14 protein-coding genes are annotated in these 16,191 nt (G+C 44.3%); 1 reads left to right on the top strand and 13 read right to left on the bottom strand.

From position 1 onward, the window contains the following. Positions 1 to 47: 47 nt before the first annotated feature. Entirely contained in the window at positions 48 to 1,625 is a 1,578-nt protein-coding gene (gene guaA / locus ACN0VI_RS05610) for a glutamine-hydrolyzing GMP synthase (RefSeq protein WP_331889930.1), read from the bottom strand. Between the two features lie 154 nt (positions 1,626 to 1,779). Continuing rightward, on the bottom strand, positions 1,780 to 3,243 hold the full coding sequence (gene guaB / locus ACN0VI_RS05605) for an IMP dehydrogenase (protein WP_417446056.1): 1,464 nt from the start codon (positions 3,241 to 3,243) through the stop codon (positions 1,780 to 1,782). Positions 3,244 to 3,354: 111 nt separating this feature from the next. On the opposite strand from guaB, the gene xseA reads away from it, so the two are divergent. Next, positions 3,355 to 4,710 (top strand): exodeoxyribonuclease VII large subunit, encoded by a 1,356-nt coding sequence (gene xseA, locus ACN0VI_RS05600; protein ID WP_417446055.1) that lies wholly within the window; start codon positions 3,355 to 3,357, stop codon positions 4,708 to 4,710. Here xseA and ACN0VI_RS05595 read toward each other — a convergent pair. The 11 genes from ACN0VI_RS05595 to ACN0VI_RS05545 all read right to left on the bottom strand — a co-directional run bounded on the left by ACN0VI_RS05595 (position 4,707) and on the right by ACN0VI_RS05545 (position 16,033). Continuing rightward, a complete protein-coding gene (locus ACN0VI_RS05595; protein ID WP_417446054.1) occupies positions 4,707 to 5,210 on the bottom strand; it encodes a DUF2846 domain-containing protein in 504 nt (167 codons plus the stop codon). The genes xseA and ACN0VI_RS05595 overlap by 4 nt on opposite strands. Before the next feature lie 17 nt (positions 5,211 to 5,227). Further along, the gene (gene der / locus ACN0VI_RS05590; protein ID WP_417446053.1) at positions 5,228 to 6,631 is read right to left on the bottom strand and encodes a ribosome biogenesis GTPase Der; all 1,404 of its coding nucleotides are present in this window, start codon (positions 6,629 to 6,631) and stop codon (positions 5,228 to 5,230) included. A 5-nt stretch (positions 6,632 to 6,636) separates the two neighbouring features. Next, on the bottom strand, positions 6,637 to 7,803 hold the full coding sequence (gene bamB / locus ACN0VI_RS05585) for an outer membrane protein assembly factor BamB (RefSeq protein WP_417446052.1): 1,167 nt from the start codon (positions 7,801 to 7,803) through the stop codon (positions 6,637 to 6,639). Between the two features lie 25 nt (positions 7,804 to 7,828). After that, on the bottom strand, positions 7,829 to 8,452 hold the full coding sequence (locus ACN0VI_RS05580) for a YfgM family protein (protein WP_417446051.1): 624 nt from the start codon (positions 8,450 to 8,452) through the stop codon (positions 7,829 to 7,831). Between the two features lie 57 nt (positions 8,453 to 8,509). Then, on the bottom strand, positions 8,510 to 9,781 hold the full coding sequence (hisS, locus tag ACN0VI_RS05575; RefSeq protein WP_417446050.1) for a histidine--tRNA ligase: 1,272 nt from the start codon (positions 9,779 to 9,781) through the stop codon (positions 8,510 to 8,512). 110 nt (positions 9,782 to 9,891) lie between these two features. Next, complete coding sequence (ispG, locus tag ACN0VI_RS05570; RefSeq protein WP_331891253.1) at positions 9,892 to 11,031, bottom strand: flavodoxin-dependent (E)-4-hydroxy-3-methylbut-2-enyl-diphosphate synthase; 1,140 nt, start codon at positions 11,029 to 11,031, stop codon at positions 9,892 to 9,894. 49 nt (positions 11,032 to 11,080) lie between these two features. Further along, positions 11,081 to 12,010: a RodZ domain-containing protein gene (locus tag ACN0VI_RS05565; protein ID WP_331891254.1), complete on the bottom strand. Its 930-nt coding sequence runs from the start codon at positions 12,008 to 12,010 to the stop codon at positions 11,081 to 11,083. Positions 12,011 to 12,013: 3 nt separating this feature from the next. Then, entirely contained in the window at positions 12,014 to 12,805 is a 792-nt protein-coding gene (gene pilW / locus ACN0VI_RS05560) for a type IV pilus biogenesis/stability protein PilW (protein WP_417446049.1), read from the bottom strand. 135 nt (positions 12,806 to 12,940) lie between these two features. After that, entirely contained in the window at positions 12,941 to 14,065 is a 1,125-nt protein-coding gene (gene rlmN / locus ACN0VI_RS05555; protein ID WP_331891256.1) for a 23S rRNA (adenine(2503)-C(2))-methyltransferase RlmN, read from the bottom strand. A 354-nt stretch (positions 14,066 to 14,419) separates the two neighbouring features. Next, positions 14,420 to 14,851 carry a nucleoside-diphosphate kinase gene (gene ndk / locus ACN0VI_RS05550; protein WP_331891257.1) on the bottom strand — a complete coding sequence of 144 codons (432 nt, stop codon included), beginning with the start codon at positions 14,849 to 14,851 and terminating at the stop codon, positions 14,420 to 14,422. A 207-nt stretch (positions 14,852 to 15,058) separates the two neighbouring features. Further along, entirely contained in the window at positions 15,059 to 16,033 is a 975-nt protein-coding gene (locus tag ACN0VI_RS05545) for a BsuPI-related putative proteinase inhibitor (RefSeq protein ID WP_417446048.1), read from the bottom strand. Between the last annotated feature and the right edge of the window lie 158 nt (positions 16,034 to 16,191).

Here is a 16,191-nt window from a genome sequence, read left to right as displayed (position 1 = left end):
AACTTACAACACAGCAGAAGGCGAAAAAGACTTATTTATTCCGCTAATTATTCCCACTCAATAGTGGCTGGAGGTTTCGAGGAAATATCATATGTAACCCTCGATATCCCATCCACCTCATTAATAATCCGGCCCGAAACATGCTCCAGAAACTCATACGGCAAGTGTGCCCAGCGTGCTGTCATGAAATCTATTGTTTCTACTGCTCGAAGCGCTACCACGTAGTCATACTTTCTGCCGTCACCCATAACACCTACTGAACGGACTGGTAGGAACACGGTAAATGCCTGGCTGGTTTTGTTGTAAAGATCATGTTTATACAATTCTTCGATGAAGATTGCGTCGGCACGACGAAGCAGGTCAGCATACTTCTTTTTCACTTCACCCAAAATGCGGACACCTAAACCTGGACCTGGGAATGGGTGACGATAGAGCATGTCATAGGGAAGCCCTAGCTCCAAACCAATCTTACGCACTTCATCTTTAAATAATTCACGTAATGGTTCGACCAACTTTAGATTCATTTTTTCAGGCAGACCACCAACGTTGTGGTGCGATTTAATAACATGCGCCTTGCCGGTTTTAGCACCCGCTGATTCAATCACATCTGGGTAGATAGTGCCTTGTGCCAACCATTGTGCGTTGGTTAATTTCTTTGATTCTTCATCAAAAATATCAATGAAAACTTTACCTATGACTTTGCGTTTAGCTTCAGGTTCATCAATGCCCTTCAATTCATCAAGGAATCGATCTTCCGCATCGATGCGAATAATGTTCAAACCAAAGTTGTCACCAAACATGGCCATCACTTGATCGGCTTCGTTTAATCGCAACAAGCCATTGTCTACAAATACACAGGTTAACTGTTTACCGATAGCTCGGTGTAATAACATGGCAGTTACTGACGAATCAACACCACCCGACAAGCCCAGCACAACTTCGTCATCACCGACTTGTTGTTTAATTTGCTCGATAGCGTCATCAATAATGTTTTCGGCTGTCCACAATTTCTCACAACCACAAATATCATCAACAAAGCGCTCAAGAATACGACCGCCTTGTTTGGTGTGGGTCACTTCGGCGTGGAATTGAATCCCATAGAAGGGTTTTTCTTTATGAGCAATCGCTGCAATAGGCGCATTGTCGCTTGAAGCGATAACCACAAAGTCTTCTGGTACAGAAAGTACTTTATCGCCATGGCTCATCCAAACGTCGAGTACCGGATGGCCTTCTGTATCGAATCGGTCTTCGATGCCTTCAAATAAGGCGCTGTGGGTCTTAGTGAAAACTTCCGCGTAACCAAATTCACGTTTTTCTGAGCCACCAACACGGCCACCAAACTGATCTGCCATGGTTTGCATCCCATAGCAAATACCCAACACAGGCACACCTTGTTCAAATACACACTGCGGTGCACGAGGGGTATTTTCTCCAGCTACTGATTCTGGACCACCTGATAAGATAATTCCTTTAGGATTAAACTCACGAATGAATTCCTCTTCAACATCGAATGGTACTAACTCACAATAAACTCCAATTTCGCGCACACGACGGGCGATTAGCTGAGTGTATTGCGAACCAAAATCCAAAATAAGAATTCGATGTTCATGAATATTTTCTTGCATTGTCATTACCTTTAATCAAGTTAGGTATAAATAAACACATTAATAAAAAAATCAAAAAGCCGCAGACTGGTTCTGCGGCTTTAAATCTATCCATCTCTTTTTTATCTCGAAACACACGGAGAGCTGGTAGAACTATCAACTCTCAGTCTGTTGATTACTTCACGCGATAGTTCGGTGCTTCTTTTGTGATAGCAACGTCATGCACATGACTTTCGTTCATGCCAGCATTAGTTACTCGTACAAATTCCGCTTTGTTCTGCATTTCTTCAATGGTTGAACAACCGGTCAAGCCCATACTAGAACGTAAGCCACCCATCATCTGATGAATAATCTGAGTCATTGAACCTTTATAAGGAACGCGACCTTCGATACCTTCCGGTACCAATTTATCAGCAGCATTTGAGCTCTGGAAATAACGGTCACTTGAGCCCTGCTTTTGTGACATGGCGCCTAATGAGCCCATACCACGATAAGACTTATATGAACGTCCTTGGAATAGCTCAACTTCGCCTGGAGCTTCTTCAGTTCCGGCAAGCATTGAGCCGACCATAACGCTATAAGCGCCAGCGGCTATAGCCTTGCAAATATCACCGGAGAAGCGGATCCCGCCATCAGCAATAAATGGGATACCAGAGCCTTTAAGCTCTTTTGCAACACTGGCTACCGCTGAAATTTGAGGAACGCCAACACCGGTTACGATACGTGTTGTACAGATTGAACCTGGGCCAATCCCTACTTTGACACCATCGGCACCCGCATCTACCAAAGCGCGCGCACCAGCAGCAGTGGCAACATTACCACCCATCACTTGCTTATCTGGGTAGTTTTGCTTAATCCATTTGATACGATCTAATACGCCTTGCGAATGACCATGCGATGTATCAACTAAGATAATATCGACACCTGCTGCAACTATCGCAGCAACTCGATCAGCCGTTTCAGTGCCAGTACCCACGGCAGCACCAACACGTAAGTGACCATAGCGGTCCTTACAGGCATTAGGCTTCGTCTCGGCATTGTTGATATCTTTAACGGTGATCAAACCTTTCAATTCAAAGTTATCGTTTACCACTAACAACTTTTCAATACGGAACTCGTGCAGCTTGTCGTAAATTTCTTCCTGGCTGGCATCTTCTTTAACAGTGACCAGACGCTCTTTAGTCGTCATGACTTTCGATACTGGTTTATCAAGATTGGTCTCAAATCGAATATCGCGGTTAGTCACAATACCCACTAACTGATTTCCATCAACTACTGGCATGCCTGAAATACCATGCTCACGGGTCATTTGCTTGACTTGGCCGATGGTGATATCTGGAGTGATGGTGATTGGATCGCTGACAATTCCGCTCTCGAATTTTTTAACGCGACGAACATGCTCGGCTTGTTGCTCGATGGTCATATTCTTGTGAATAAAGCCCAAACCACCTTCTTGCGCCAACGCAATAGCTAAACGCGATTCAGTGACCGTGTCCATTGCAGCAGAAACAAGGGGGATGTTGAGGGTATACTCGCTGGTAATCTTAGTGCGCAGGTCTGCGTCAGCAGGCAAAATGTTGGAGTGTGCCGGCACTAATAAAACGTCGTCAAAGGTAAGAGCTTCCTCTATAATGCGCATATTGTGTTCCACGTATTATTCCGCCAATGCGGAAGGCACTGGCTTGATGAAGCGCGTTATTATAACGCTTTAGCCATTGCAAGGTAAATAACTATTTAATTCGATTTCTCTATGATAAAACCCATTCTTGAGCCCCAACAAACAGGCGAAACGCGCAAAATTTACTCTGTGAGCGAATTGGCCTTCAAAGTCCGTAAGCAGTTAGAGGACGTTATTGGGCAAGTCTGGATTAGCGGAGAAATATCCAACCTGGCTTTGCCTGCCTCCGGCCACTGGTACTTCACACTAAAAGACAATGGTGCTCAGTTACGTTGCGCTATTTTCAAAAACCGCAACCGCAGTGCCCGCTTCACACCAGAAGATGGCCAGCAGGTTTTGCTGCGAGCCAAGCTGAGCTTATACGAGCCACGTGGCGATATTCAGCTAATCGGCGAATATATTGAGCCAGCGGGTGAAGGCGCACTACAAATTGCTTTCAACCGCCTCAAAGAAAAACTTCAGGCTGAAGGCTTGTTTGCACCAGAGCTGAAACGCCCTATTCCAAAGCACCCGAAAAAGATTGGTATCATCACCTCGCCAAGCGGTGCTGCGATTAGAGACGTGTTAAGCGTCCTCAAGCGGCGCATGCCACAAATTCCTGTGATTATTTACCCAAGCCAGGTACAAGGCGAAAAAGCCGCTAAAAGCCTTATAGAGCAGTTAGATATTGCCAATCAGCATAACCAGTGTGATGTGCTTCTAATCACGCGAGGTGGCGGCTCATTGGAAGACATGTGGTGCTTTAATGATGAAACGCTGGCGCGCAAAATTCGCCAAAGTGATATTCCTGTCGTTTCAGCAGTGGGTCATGAGGTGGATACGTCTATTAGCGACTGGGTGGCTGACTTAAGAGCGCCAACCCCTTCAGCGGCAGCCGAATTACTGGTTCCTGATCAAAGCGAGCTGCTACGTAAGCTGGTACAACTTGAGCGCCGCTTAACTGGTGAGTTTGAACATAGACTACAGGTTGCGCAATCAAAGCTGGATACGCTAATTGCTCGGATTATTCATCCAAAGCAACAACTCAGCAGCTATAAAATTGAATTGCAGTCACTCAACAAAAGTTTATTAGGCGCGCAAAAATATTTGTTACAAAGCAAACAGGCTGAGTATAAAGACTTAGATTCTCGACTGCGTAGCTACAATCCAAAGCTGCAACTTAGCCAGGCTAAAAGCTCATTACAGCAGACCAATAAAAGCCTAGTGCAATCCTGGAAGTACTTACTGAAACAGAAACAACAGATGTTGGCACTCAAAGCGCAGAAACTGAATAACATCAGTCCACTGGCGACACTTGAGCGTGGTTATACCATTACAGGGGATGAATCAGGAAAGGCTTTAAAAAGTGCTAAAGAAGCTAGAACACAACAAACTATTATTACAAAGTTTGTTGACGGAGAAATTAAGAGTAAAGTTTATGATAACTAATTGCTAAGCTTTGTATCTTTTATTTCCTCCAAGGCTCTAATTTTATCAACTTCTTCTAATATCACTGTGGCGGTACTACCTTGAACAGGAACTACTATATTGCCAGCAACCTGAATTGTCGGCCCATCATCACCAAATAACATTATCATTTTATAAAATTGTGGCTTACCAGCTTTAATATGAAGAGGAAGCACAAAAGGGTCTGGAGCCCAATTCCAATTACTATCTGGGCCATCAATACTCCCTAATGTCACTTCATAGCTTCCCTCAGGTAAGTGAAGATATAGATATCCACCTGGCTTTAACTTACCTTTATATTTACCGTTAATATAAAGGTAGGGCGAGCCGGCTGCTCCTAGGGAACTGTAAACTCTGTAAAAATACACTGTTCCATCATCAACTTCTGTTGCTGTCTGCTCCTGAAAAGCAGGCCCATTTGCAGCACAACCAGTTAAAATTGCAACAGTACATAAAATAAAAAACCTTTGGAAACCAATCATTACAACCGAATAACCACTTATCTTCCGCCCCACTTCTTAATCGCACGCTTACGCTTTAGGCGTTGACGACGTGTGATTTCATTTTTCTTGCCTTTGAAAGGATTGTCACCCTCTTTCAGCTCTAACCGAATAGGGGTACCGATCAGTTTCAATTTGTCACGGAAAAAATTAACCAAGAAACGCTTATAGCTTTCGGGCAGCTTACTGCACTGGTTACCGTGAATAACGATCAAAGGTGGATTATGGCCACCCGGATGCGCATAGCGCAATTTAACCCGACGACCACGAACAGTCGGTGGTTGGTGCTTCTCGCTGGCTTCTTCAAGCAAACGCGTCAATTTCGAAGCGCTCATTTCAACTTGGGCACTGGCCCAGGCTTCATCTACGGATTCCCAGAGATGGCCAACATTCGAACCATGTAACGCAGAAATAAAGTGTATACGAGCAAAATCAATAAAACCTAAACGGCGATCAATTTCATGCTTAACATTATCGCGTTGCTCTTCGGTCATGCCATCCCACTTGTTGATCGCAATCACCATTGAGCGGCCCGAGTCAATGATATAGCTAATCAGGCTTAAATCCTGATCAGTTATCGGCTCTCTAGCATCCATCACCATAATGGAAACGTTCGAATCATCAATGGCCTGAAGAGTTTTCAGTACTGAAAACTTTTCCACTGTTTCTTTAACTTTGCCACGACGCCTAACCCCTGCGGTATCGATCAGGGTATATTTCTTTTCGCGGCGTTCCATTTCAATATAGATACTGTCACGAGTGGTGCCGGGTAAATCGTAAACTACGACTCGCTCCTCACCAAGAAAACGATTAACCAAAGTAGATTTGCCAACATTTGGCCGACCTACAATCGCAAGCTTTAATCCTTGGGCTTTCTCATAACCAATCAGTTGGTCTTCGTCGTTAGACTCTAGATGGAGTTCATCAAAAATCGTATCAACTAAAGTGTTAACGCCACGGCCATGAGCGGCAGCTAAAGGAAGTACCGTTTGATAGCCAAGGCTGTAGTAATCTGACAAGGCAGCATCGGCATGTATGCCATCCACTTTATTGACCAACACAATGATCGGCTTGTTCTGACGTCTTAGATGATCAGCAACAAACTCGTCAGCGGCAGTCATGCCGGTTCTGGCGTCAACCAGAAATAAAACAATATTAGCTTCAGTGATTGCCAGCAATGACTGACCAGCCATTAACCCATCAATACCTTCTTCATCGCCAGCGATACCGCCGGTATCAACGACAATAAATTTTTGGCCTTTTAAAGTTGCCTGCCCATATTGACGGTCACGAGTTAGACCAGGCAGGTTAGCTACCAGTGCATCGCGCGATTTTGTTAATCGATTAAATAATGTTGACTTACCTACGTTGGGACGACCAACGAGAGCGATAACTGGTAGCATGAATATTACTCTTCAGAAGATGTTGCAAGCGGGTTTTCCAGAACGTGGAGGTACCCATAACGTGTTGTTGCGATCACATGCTCATCAGTGACGATAGGCTTTCCGGCTATGCCATATCGGTCCAAGTACGTGCGTGCAACAAATTCACCGGTGCTTTTATCTAACCAGTGCAGGTAACCTTCAAAGTCTCCTAACACAATATAATCACCATTATCCGCGGCACCGGTTGGTTTACGGTACAAGAGGCCTTCCTGAGTCCACACTTCTTCCCCTGTAATACGATCCAGAGCCACGACTCGACCTTTAGTGTCAACCATATAAACGCGTCTAGCATCAACTAATAACTCTTCGGTGACCGAAGCTTCTTCACGCCACAAGTAGCGGCCATTAGTCAAATCCATAGCAATTGCAAAACCGTTAAAACCAGCAGCATATAAATAGTTGGAGTAAACAACTGGGGTTGAATCAACGTCAACTATCCGAGAAATTTCAGAGCTGCCACGAGGTGCAGAGATTCGTTGTTCCCATATCAAGTCACCCGTTCGCAAATTGAAAGCAGCCATTTTACCGTTTGCGAAACCAGTTATAACAATACCACTGGTTGCTACCGGAGCTGACGTACCACGCAATGTCAGGTTAGGGATAATGCGGTCATAGAACCAATCTTGTTTTTGGCTGGCCAACGAATATGCAAAAATACGACCATCCGGAGTGCGCACTACTAATCGGCCGTCACTGATTGCAGGTTTAGCCAAAACTTCAGTAGTCACATCAACATGCCACAACTTTTTACCATCGTTAACATCAAGTACATGAACTTGAGCGTTCTTGGTTCCTACAGCTACCAGGCCGGCATTTGCAGTCACACCGCCAGATAAAGGTTGCTTCAGGTCTGTTTCCCATATCACTTTGCCCGACTTAATCTCAAAAGCTGTTATAAGGCCCTTAACATCAGCCGTTATAAGTTTATCCTGCCAAAGCGCTGGGGATAGACTGTTAAACTTTTCTTCATCACCCTGTCCAATGACATCAACCCAACTGGACTGTACTGAGAATTTTTCCTCAATATCATCAAGTTCTTTCGGAGGGTTGACCACTTCATCGGAGCAAGCCGCTAAAAATGTAGCAGCCATTAATAAAGTGAAAATTCGTTGTGTCCAACCTGAAATCATAAGTATATCCCGTTAAAAGTATCTATTATTTATCAATGCCAAGCTGGCTTAAACGCATTTGAAGTAACGGGTTAACCGCGCCCTCACCTGCATCGCGAGCTTCAATTAAGACACTTTTAGCTTGTTCTGTTTCACCTTGAGCTAACAAAGCTTCAGCTTTAACCAATAATGCATTTGCCTGATAAGCCTGTTCATCAATCGCCTCTACAGTAGCAACTGCGTCGCTGAACTGCTCGAGCTGTAACTGCACACGAGCTAGTCGCAATTGTGCAATGGATTCAAAAGTGTCGTTAGATTGGTCAACAACCCACTTCAATTGTTCCGCAGCTTCAGCAAATTTATTGTCATTAACCAGTTGCTCCGCAAGAGTCAGTACCGCTAATGAAGCATAACTTGATGCAGCGTGATCAGTCTTAAGGCCATTAACCTTGTTCGCCAGTGCTGTTGCGTCTGCTGTATCAGATAAAGACAACACTTCAGAATAAACCATTGATGCCTTAGCACTTTGACTCTCTTTATGGTCTTGATAATAATTCCAACCAAACAAAGCACCAAAACCAATCACAGCACCCAATATAATCGAGGTACCATTTTCCTTCCAAAATTGCTTTATCGCTTCGACCTGTTGTTCTTCTGTTTCGTAAGCCACTGTCGGCCTCCTCAATAATCGATTTAATCTATATTAACTACTTATACCAAATGCTTTTTATACTAAGTACTGCTCAAGCAACTGACAAACATCACGCTGCGACACCACCAACTGCTCTTTATGTTCACGCAGGTATTTCACCCCAACCGTGCCATCCTGAACTTCTTGCTCGCCAATAACGAGTGCAATTTTAGCGCCACTTTTATCAGCACGCTTAAATTGTTTCTTGAAATTACCAGCACCGCAGTTCATTCGAACTCTTACCGCAGGCCACTGATCACGCAACTGCTCGGCTAATTGCAAGGCACTCAATTCAGCTTGTTCACCGAGAGCCACCATATAAACGTCAGCTGTAGCCACTTCTTCAGGAGCCATCTCTTGAATCAGAGCGACAATCCGCTCAAGCCCCATCGCAAAACCACTGGCTGGCGTTGCATGACCGCCTAACTGTTCGGTTAGACCATCATAACGACCACCGGCACAAATCGTACCTTGTGCGCCGAGTTCGTCGGTCACCCATTCAAATACTGTTCGATTGTAGTAATCTAAACCACGCACCAAATTAGTGTTGATGGTATAGGGGATATTGTTAGTATCCAGGATCTGACATAGGCGCTCAAAGTGTTGTTTTGATTCCTGATCTAAATGCTCGCTTAATTTAGGTGCATCCTTAACCAACTTTTGCACATCAGGATTTTTACTGTCCAGAATTCGCAGCGGGTTGGTAGCCAAACGACGCTGGCTGTCTTCGTCCAGCTGGTCTTTAATCGGCTCCAAAAAAGCAACCAATTTATCACGATACTCAGCGCGCGCTTCATTCGAACCTAATGAATTGATCTCAAGATGCACCGAGCTGTGAATACCAATCATCTTCCATAGACGTGCGGTCATTAGGATAAGTTCCGCATCCACATCCGGCGTACCAACCCCAAAGGTTTCGACACCAAGCTGATGGAACTGACGGTAGCGACCCTTTTGTGGTCTTTCATGACGGAACATTGGTCCCATGTACCATAGGCGCTGCTCCTGGTTATAAAGCAAGCCGTGCTCAATTCCTGCACGCACACAACTGGCTGTTCCCTCTGGACGCAAGGTCAAGCTATCGCCATTACGATCCTCAAAGGTGTACATCTCTTTTTCAACGATATCAGTCACTTCGCCGATAGAGCGCTTGAAAAGATGAGTCTTTTCAACGACCGGCATGCGAATTTCGTTGTAGCCATAACTGGCCATCAGCTGCCTGAGCACCGACTCTAATTTTTGCCAATGTGGTGTTGAGTCCGGCAAGATATCATTCATGCCACGGACTGCTTGTATTTTTTCCGCCAAAACTAGCCTGGCTCCGTCAGTTGTAAAATTGGATTAAAGTGCGAGATTATAGCGAATTTGGCGGAAAACAGTAGCTTTTTCCGCCAAACTCTTCATCAGGATATGCGTTGTTAACGAACCTGGGTGACAGGAAGCTGTTCAGCTCCTTTGGTGATTTCTTCTGCTTTCTCGCGTTTCTCAGCGAGCTTACGTCGTATTTGAGCTTCGAGCTCATCTACAAGACTCTCATTAGCGACTTTATGACTTTTTTCACCGTTCTCATACAGCATGCTTTTCTTGAAACCGCCAGTCAGTCCAATCGTGACTTCTTTAGCTTCGCCAGGACCATTGACCACACAACCAATCACAGCCACATCAATGTGCTCATTAACGTCTTCGAGACGTTGCTCAAGTTCGTTGACGGTTTTAATCACATCAAACTGCTGACGCGAACAGGATGGACATGCAATCAGGTTAATGCCACGTTGACGCAAACCTAAGCTTTTCAGGATATCGTAGCCAACTTTGACTTCTTCGACCGGATCAGCTGCTAAAGAGACCCGAATGGTATCGCCGATACCTTCTGCCAATAACATTCCTAGGCCAACCGCCGATTTCACAGCACCTGTGCGAATACTTCCGGCTTCAGTAATGCCAAGATGTAGTGGGTTATCAATTTCTTTGGCTAAAATGCGGTAAGCTGCAACGGTCATGAAGACATCAGAAGCCTTAAGGCTGATCTTATAATCCTTAAAATTATGGCGCTCCAGCATTTCGATATGGCGATAAGCAGACTCAACTAAAGCTTCGGGGGTCGGCTCACCATACTTTTCTTGCAAGTCTTTTTCTAAAGAACCGGCATTAACGCCGATCCGGATAGGAATATTACGTGCTCTGGCCGCTTCAACAACCGCTTTAACCCGTTCTTCGGAGCCAATGTTGCCAGGATTAATTCTCAAGCAGTCAACGCCATATTCCGCCACTTTCAGGGCAATTCGATAGTCGAAATGAATATCAGCTACCAATGGTACTGGGGATTGCTGCTTAATGAGTTTAAAGGCCTCGGCGGCTTTCATCGTAGGCACGGATACTCGAACAATATCGGCCCCGGTGTCAGCCAGTGCACGAATCTGAGCAACCGTCGCCTCCACATCACAGGTTTCCGTATTGGTCATGCTTTGCACCGCAATCGGCGCATCACCGCCAACAGGTACATTGCCCACCATAATTTGACGCGATTTGCGTCGGCTAATCCAAGATTGACCGTTCATAATATTTCGTAATATAGGTTGTTGAATCTATTAGATAAATACCAAGGTATTAATTACCAAGAGTTAGTCGAGCAGCCCGAGTATCAGGATAGCTCGACAAATCAACGGGTTCATTTTGATAGGACAATTGTACAGCAGATGGCTTGCCAAGTGTTAGCTCAATAGGGGTTGGCCCAGACAAACTGATAGATGTTCCGCCCTGCTTTATCCCTAAGGCCAACACTTTGCCGTTGGCGTCAGTAATTCTAACCCAGCAATCATCAGAAAATACCAGTACAAGATCGCCACCAGCTCCGCTCTTAGTACTATCTGAAGCTATATTACTGGTCCCTTCTGGCAGAGTTGCCACTGCTGACTCTTCAGCAGGTGCTAATTCCGATATATCATCCTCAGACACTGTTGTCTGCTCTTGTAAGTCCGCACTATCAGCTAAATCATTGGCTGAGTCAGAGGTTGCTGGTTCTGAAAGTAACAGGTCACCTTCTTCATTTTGTCCCAGCGTTAGAATGGTCTTTTGTTCAGAGATGCTTGGTGTAGAGGAAGTAAACTGTTGCCAGATTTTTTTCTCGACCAATAAATAATATAAGCCCAAGAGTACCAGCAGAATGAGCAATGTGGTCACAGTCTTAATCATCCAGTTGCTGGAGGTAAGGGGCTTCTCCAGTTCAATGGTGGCTAATGATTGCTCATTTTGAGTGAATAGATTGTTGCGCTTACAAAAGTTATCAAAATTCTCGACAATATCATCATCGTCCAACTTCAATAACTCCGCATAGTTCCGTAAGTATCCTCGGTAAAAGGTTGCGGGAAGATCCGCGGAGTAATCATCACTTTCGATTGAGATTACGGTTTGACGCGTCAGCTTTAACTTCTGCACCACATCTTCAATGGAAATACCAGCCCGCTCTCGAGCCTGCTTTAACAGGCTACCGGGGCTGAATTGGACGTCTTGTTCTAGAGTTTGATCAGTTTCTGACATTAATTATCTAATTCTAATATATTCTTGAGCCTCATCAGAATCCGGATAAAGCTCCAATAATTTCTCTCCATACCCTCGCATATTACTACGTGCCTGTAGGCCTTTTGCTATTTTATAACCCAGCAGCAATGACTTTGGGGTTGAACTCGTTTGAGCCTCAAAGCGGAACATATAAGCTTCTGCTAAGCGATAGTTTCCTGTTGCATAACTCACTTCAGACATGCCGTACAAAGAGCGTGCTAAGCTGGGATTAAAGGATAGCGCTTTCTCAAAATACTGCTTTGCAAGCTCATACTTCTCTGCTCTTACGGCACAGAAGCCTGCGTTTTCGTAGGCAGCTCCAACTGAGGTATAATTCGGTTGCTCAACAGCTCTTAAGAAATAGCCGATACCTTCGTCATACTTCTTGCGAGAATCACACAAAAAGACTCCATAAGCATTGAGGTAGTCCGCATTTCTCGGAGATTCTTTGATTGCTCTTTTGTAATAAGCTTCGGCTGTATCGTATTCATATACTGTTTGATAGTAGTAAGCCAACCCATATAGCACATCAGGCATATCCGGATCATGCTCGTAAGCTTTTAAAAGATTCTGCTTAGCCCATTCCATATGACCAGCTTGTAAATATTGCAAACCCAAAGATAATCGCTTGGCAGCAGCTTCTTTTGGTTCGTACTTGGTTCTTTGGACGGCACCATCTTTTGTTGCAGCACTGGTTGACTCTGTGGTTGTGGTTTGACACCCCACCAAAGTTACCGTTAAAAATACCACTACCCACTTGGCATACTTTGTCATTGTTACTTCCTATCAATTTCTACGCTCAGTTTATAGCAACTTTCTTTTGAAAATAATGATGTCTAAATCTAATTTGTGTAATAAATCAGTTAGTTGGACAAAAATCAAGCTACATTGGTTCACCACTTTGTTGAACTAGTGCGCCACATTATCAACTAGAATTTCTTTCTTGTACTCCTGACGACGTTCTTGACGCTTAGTTTTGTCATTAATCTTGCCTGCCAACTGACCACAGGCTGCATCAATATCGTCACCTCGAGTACGTCGAGTTACCACAACATAACCTTTCTTAATCAAATAATCACTAAATAAATCAATCGCTTCCTGCGTCGAAGTCTGATAGTTCGCTTGTGGGAAAGGATTAAATGGAATCAAGTTGATTTTGCACGGCGTATTCTTCAGTAGCTCGGCCAGTTCTTTAGCGTGCTGTAAAGTATCGTTAACATCCTTGAGCATGACATATTCAATAGTCGCTTTACGAGCAGCATTAGAACGATCCAGATAACGGTGTACGCTGGCCATTAATTCTTTAATCGGGTATTTCTTATTGATGGGCACTAGAACATCACGCAAAGCATCATTGGGAGCGTGTAGTGAAATTGCCAACGCAACGTCTACTTGGTCAATCAAGCGATCCAACTGAGGTACCATTCCCGAAGTACTTAGTGTTACACGGCGTTTGGATAAGCCATAAGCCAGATCATCCATCATCAGCTGCATCGACTTAACCACTGGCTCAAAATTAGCCAAAGGCTCGCCCATGCCCATCATCACAACATTAGTGACGACACGCTCATCGCTTTTATGCTTACCATGTAGATAGCGAGCGGCCAGCCAAACCTGACCAATGATTTCAGCCGTTGTCAGGTTACGGTTAAAGCCCTGATAACCAGTCGAACAGAAGGTGCACTCTAAAGCACAGCCAACTTGAGACGATACGCACAAAGTTCCGCGATGCCGCTCAGGGATAAAGACCATTTCCACAGCCTGACCGCCTGGGATTTTTAAAGCCCATTTCACGGTACCGTCTTTGGATTCTTGAACGCTTAATACTTCAGGTCCTTTGATCTCAGCAACGTCTTTCAGGCGCTCACGGCACACTTTGCTGATATTGGTCATTTCATCGAAGTCTTCGACACCGAATTGATGAACCCACTTCATAACCTGCTGGGCACGGAATGGCTTTTCACCAAGTTCAACGAAGAACTCGACCATCTCATCGCGCGTCAGGTTGAGTAGGTTGGTTTTTTCATTACTCATTACAGGGCACCTTTACACGATTAATAGCTATTAAGGATAGCTACAATCAAATTTTGTACATTTTATGCGCAATCACAACGAATAGCAAAAGCACTCTGGTAAACAATAGTCACTTAGTAAAAAAGGGATGAATCAATCATCCCTTTTTTATATGTGTGTTGTTATTTCTTTGTCGTCGAACATAAATATCAACCCAGAACAAAGAAATGGTACTAAACAACCATCATCCTCTTAAAACGTGGAGTTTTGCTTCAAGTTCGAGGCGCCTGAAGGGTTTTCAGCGGAGGCGACCTTAATGGTCGTTGAGCATAAAAATCCTTCAGGCAACAAAAAAATTGAACCAAACAACCGCTTTTATCGAGTGCGAGGGCAAATCTCGTCCGCACTGAAGAAATAAGCAATCTCACGCTCAGCCGACTCTGGGCTATCAGAACCGTGTGCAGCATTTTCGTCAACAGAAACAGCGTAGTCCGCACGGATAGTACCGCGTAGTGCTTCTGCTGGGTTAGTAGCACCCATGATTTCACGATTTGCTTTGATTGCGTTTTCGCCTTCTAAAACTTGAACCATTACTGGGCCAGAAGTCATGAAGTCAACCAATGCGCCGAAGAAAGGACGCTCTTTGTGTTCTGCGTAGAAACCTTCAGCCTTTTCACGAGAAAGGTGGATCATTTTTGATGCTACGATGCGAAGACCAGCACGCTCGAAACGGCTGTAGATTTCGCCAATAACATTTTTTGCAACTGCGTCTGGTTTTACGATAGAAAAAGTACGTTCGATAGCCATTTCGGACTCCATCAATATTCGGTTAAATGCTTCCTCAGCTATAAGTCAGCATGATATTAAGAACTCAAGTATGAGAATTCAGATTAAAAGGATAAGGGGCTAGTATTCGGCCTTTTGACCTTGGACTAACCCCTTAAAATCGCGCGCATTATACTGAATGTCTATTATTTGGGCAATGCGCTTCGGTTGATTTAGCCGGCTTTCAGCTTAATAGTGGTTCATCATGCTATCCAGGCTTAGCTGCCCTTCAGCCTGAAAAGGAATCAACTGGAACAACTGGTCGGAGGCTCTGGTGGAGGTTTTGACCTCGATCTTTAACTTGTAGGTACCGATATCCAGTTTATTGCCGGACATATCCTTTAGTTCCAAGCTGTCACCAAAGCGCTTCTTCTGGCCTGGTTCAAGAGTGATGGTCTGGAATGCTTGAGTGAACATGCGCCCGCTTGACCACTGACTGACAAGGTTATCATTACTATCGTACAGGTAAATATCGAAAAGCTGGCCACTGTTGAATGTCAGCTCAACAGGTTCGCCGGATTGATTGGTTAAGGTGATGTACGCCTCAACGCTATCAGTTTCATTGAGCATCACTGTCCCAGCCGGAAAACTCGCTGAGACTTCGATGCCTTCATATTCAGGATAATTCATGCCAGCCAGCTTAGCATACTCAAGTTCATAGTCCACCACACCGGCAATGGTTTGCTCTTTCCACTTTATAAGCCCAGCGTCATACGAGAACCAGGCTGATAAGAGGCCGGCATCATTACAATAGCCATCGAAGTTAACACGAACCACTGAATTAAAAGCACCTGCCAAAGTAGTCATCAATTGAGCTTTTTCTGCGACGGTTGCTACTTGTGTACAAGAATCTAGATTCACACTATAGTTCGTGCCAATTGGATCATTAAAGTTAATCAACTTCACTGGGTTATTGCTTTGCGACAGGGTTGAAATTGAGCTACCTGAAGTTTTAAGCCACATTAATTCTCTACCGAGATAGTTTCTGACTTGTATCCACTGCGAACCGAAACGATCCGACAGAGCAATTGTCTTACTTTGACCATATCTCGAAGTGAATTCCTTATAGTCATTAAAGCTGTCGACTTCACCAGCTTGAACGGTACTTGCAGCCATGATTGAAGTTGCGAACAGAAGATTGATAATGTTGTTTTGTGTATTCATGGTATTACTCCTTTAACAATTGAATGGTGGTTAAAAACAATTCCATTGTGAGCAAAACACGAATATCGACAAATGAATTAAATTACAGTTTCGAATCAATTATTTTAATAAATATCAATAACTTATTATGTTTCAAAACCTTGGAATGGTTTGTCATC

The sequence above is a fragment of the Kangiella sp. genome (genome assembly GCF_048265365.1).
Taxonomy (GTDB): domain Bacteria; phylum Pseudomonadota; class Gammaproteobacteria; order Enterobacterales; family Kangiellaceae; genus Kangiella.
This window is presented reverse-complemented; position numbering and strand designations above follow the sequence as displayed.

Excerpts from the sequence above, each read along its gene's own strand:
- guaB (WP_417446056.1), bottom strand. The coding sequence starts at position 3,243 with ATGCGCATTATAGAGGAAGCTCTTACCTTTGACGACGTTTTATTAGTG.
- guaA (WP_331889930.1), bottom strand. The coding sequence starts at position 1,625 with ATGCAAGAAAATATTCATGAACATCGAATTCTTATTTTGGATTTTGGT.
- xseA (WP_417446055.1), top strand. The coding sequence starts at position 3,355 with ATGATAAAACCCATTCTTGAGCCCCAACAAACAGGCGAAACGCGCAAA.
- pilW (WP_417446049.1), bottom strand. The coding sequence starts at position 12,805 with ATGACAAAGTATGCCAAGTGGGTAGTGGTATTTTTAACGGTAACTTTG.
- ACN0VI_RS05545 (WP_417446048.1), bottom strand. The coding sequence starts at position 16,033 with ATGAATACACAAAACAACATTATCAATCTTCTGTTCGCAACTTCAATC.
- ACN0VI_RS05595 (WP_417446054.1), bottom strand. The coding sequence starts at position 5,210 with ATGATTGGTTTCCAAAGGTTTTTTATTTTATGTACTGTTGCAATTTTA.
- ndk (WP_331891257.1), bottom strand. The coding sequence starts at position 14,851 with ATGGCTATCGAACGTACTTTTTCTATCGTAAAACCAGACGCAGTTGCA.
- bamB (WP_417446052.1), bottom strand. The coding sequence starts at position 7,803 with ATGATTTCAGGTTGGACACAACGAATTTTCACTTTATTAATGGCTGCT.
- ACN0VI_RS05565 (WP_331891254.1), bottom strand. The coding sequence starts at position 12,010 with ATGTCAGAAACTGATCAAACTCTAGAACAAGACGTCCAATTCAGCCCC.
- der (WP_417446053.1), bottom strand. The coding sequence starts at position 6,631 with ATGCTACCAGTTATCGCTCTCGTTGGTCGTCCCAACGTAGGTAAGTCA.
- rlmN (WP_331891256.1), bottom strand. The coding sequence starts at position 14,065 with ATGAGTAATGAAAAAACCAACCTACTCAACCTGACGCGCGATGAGATG.
- ispG (WP_331891253.1), bottom strand. The coding sequence starts at position 11,031 with ATGAACGGTCAATCTTGGATTAGCCGACGCAAATCGCGTCAAATTATG.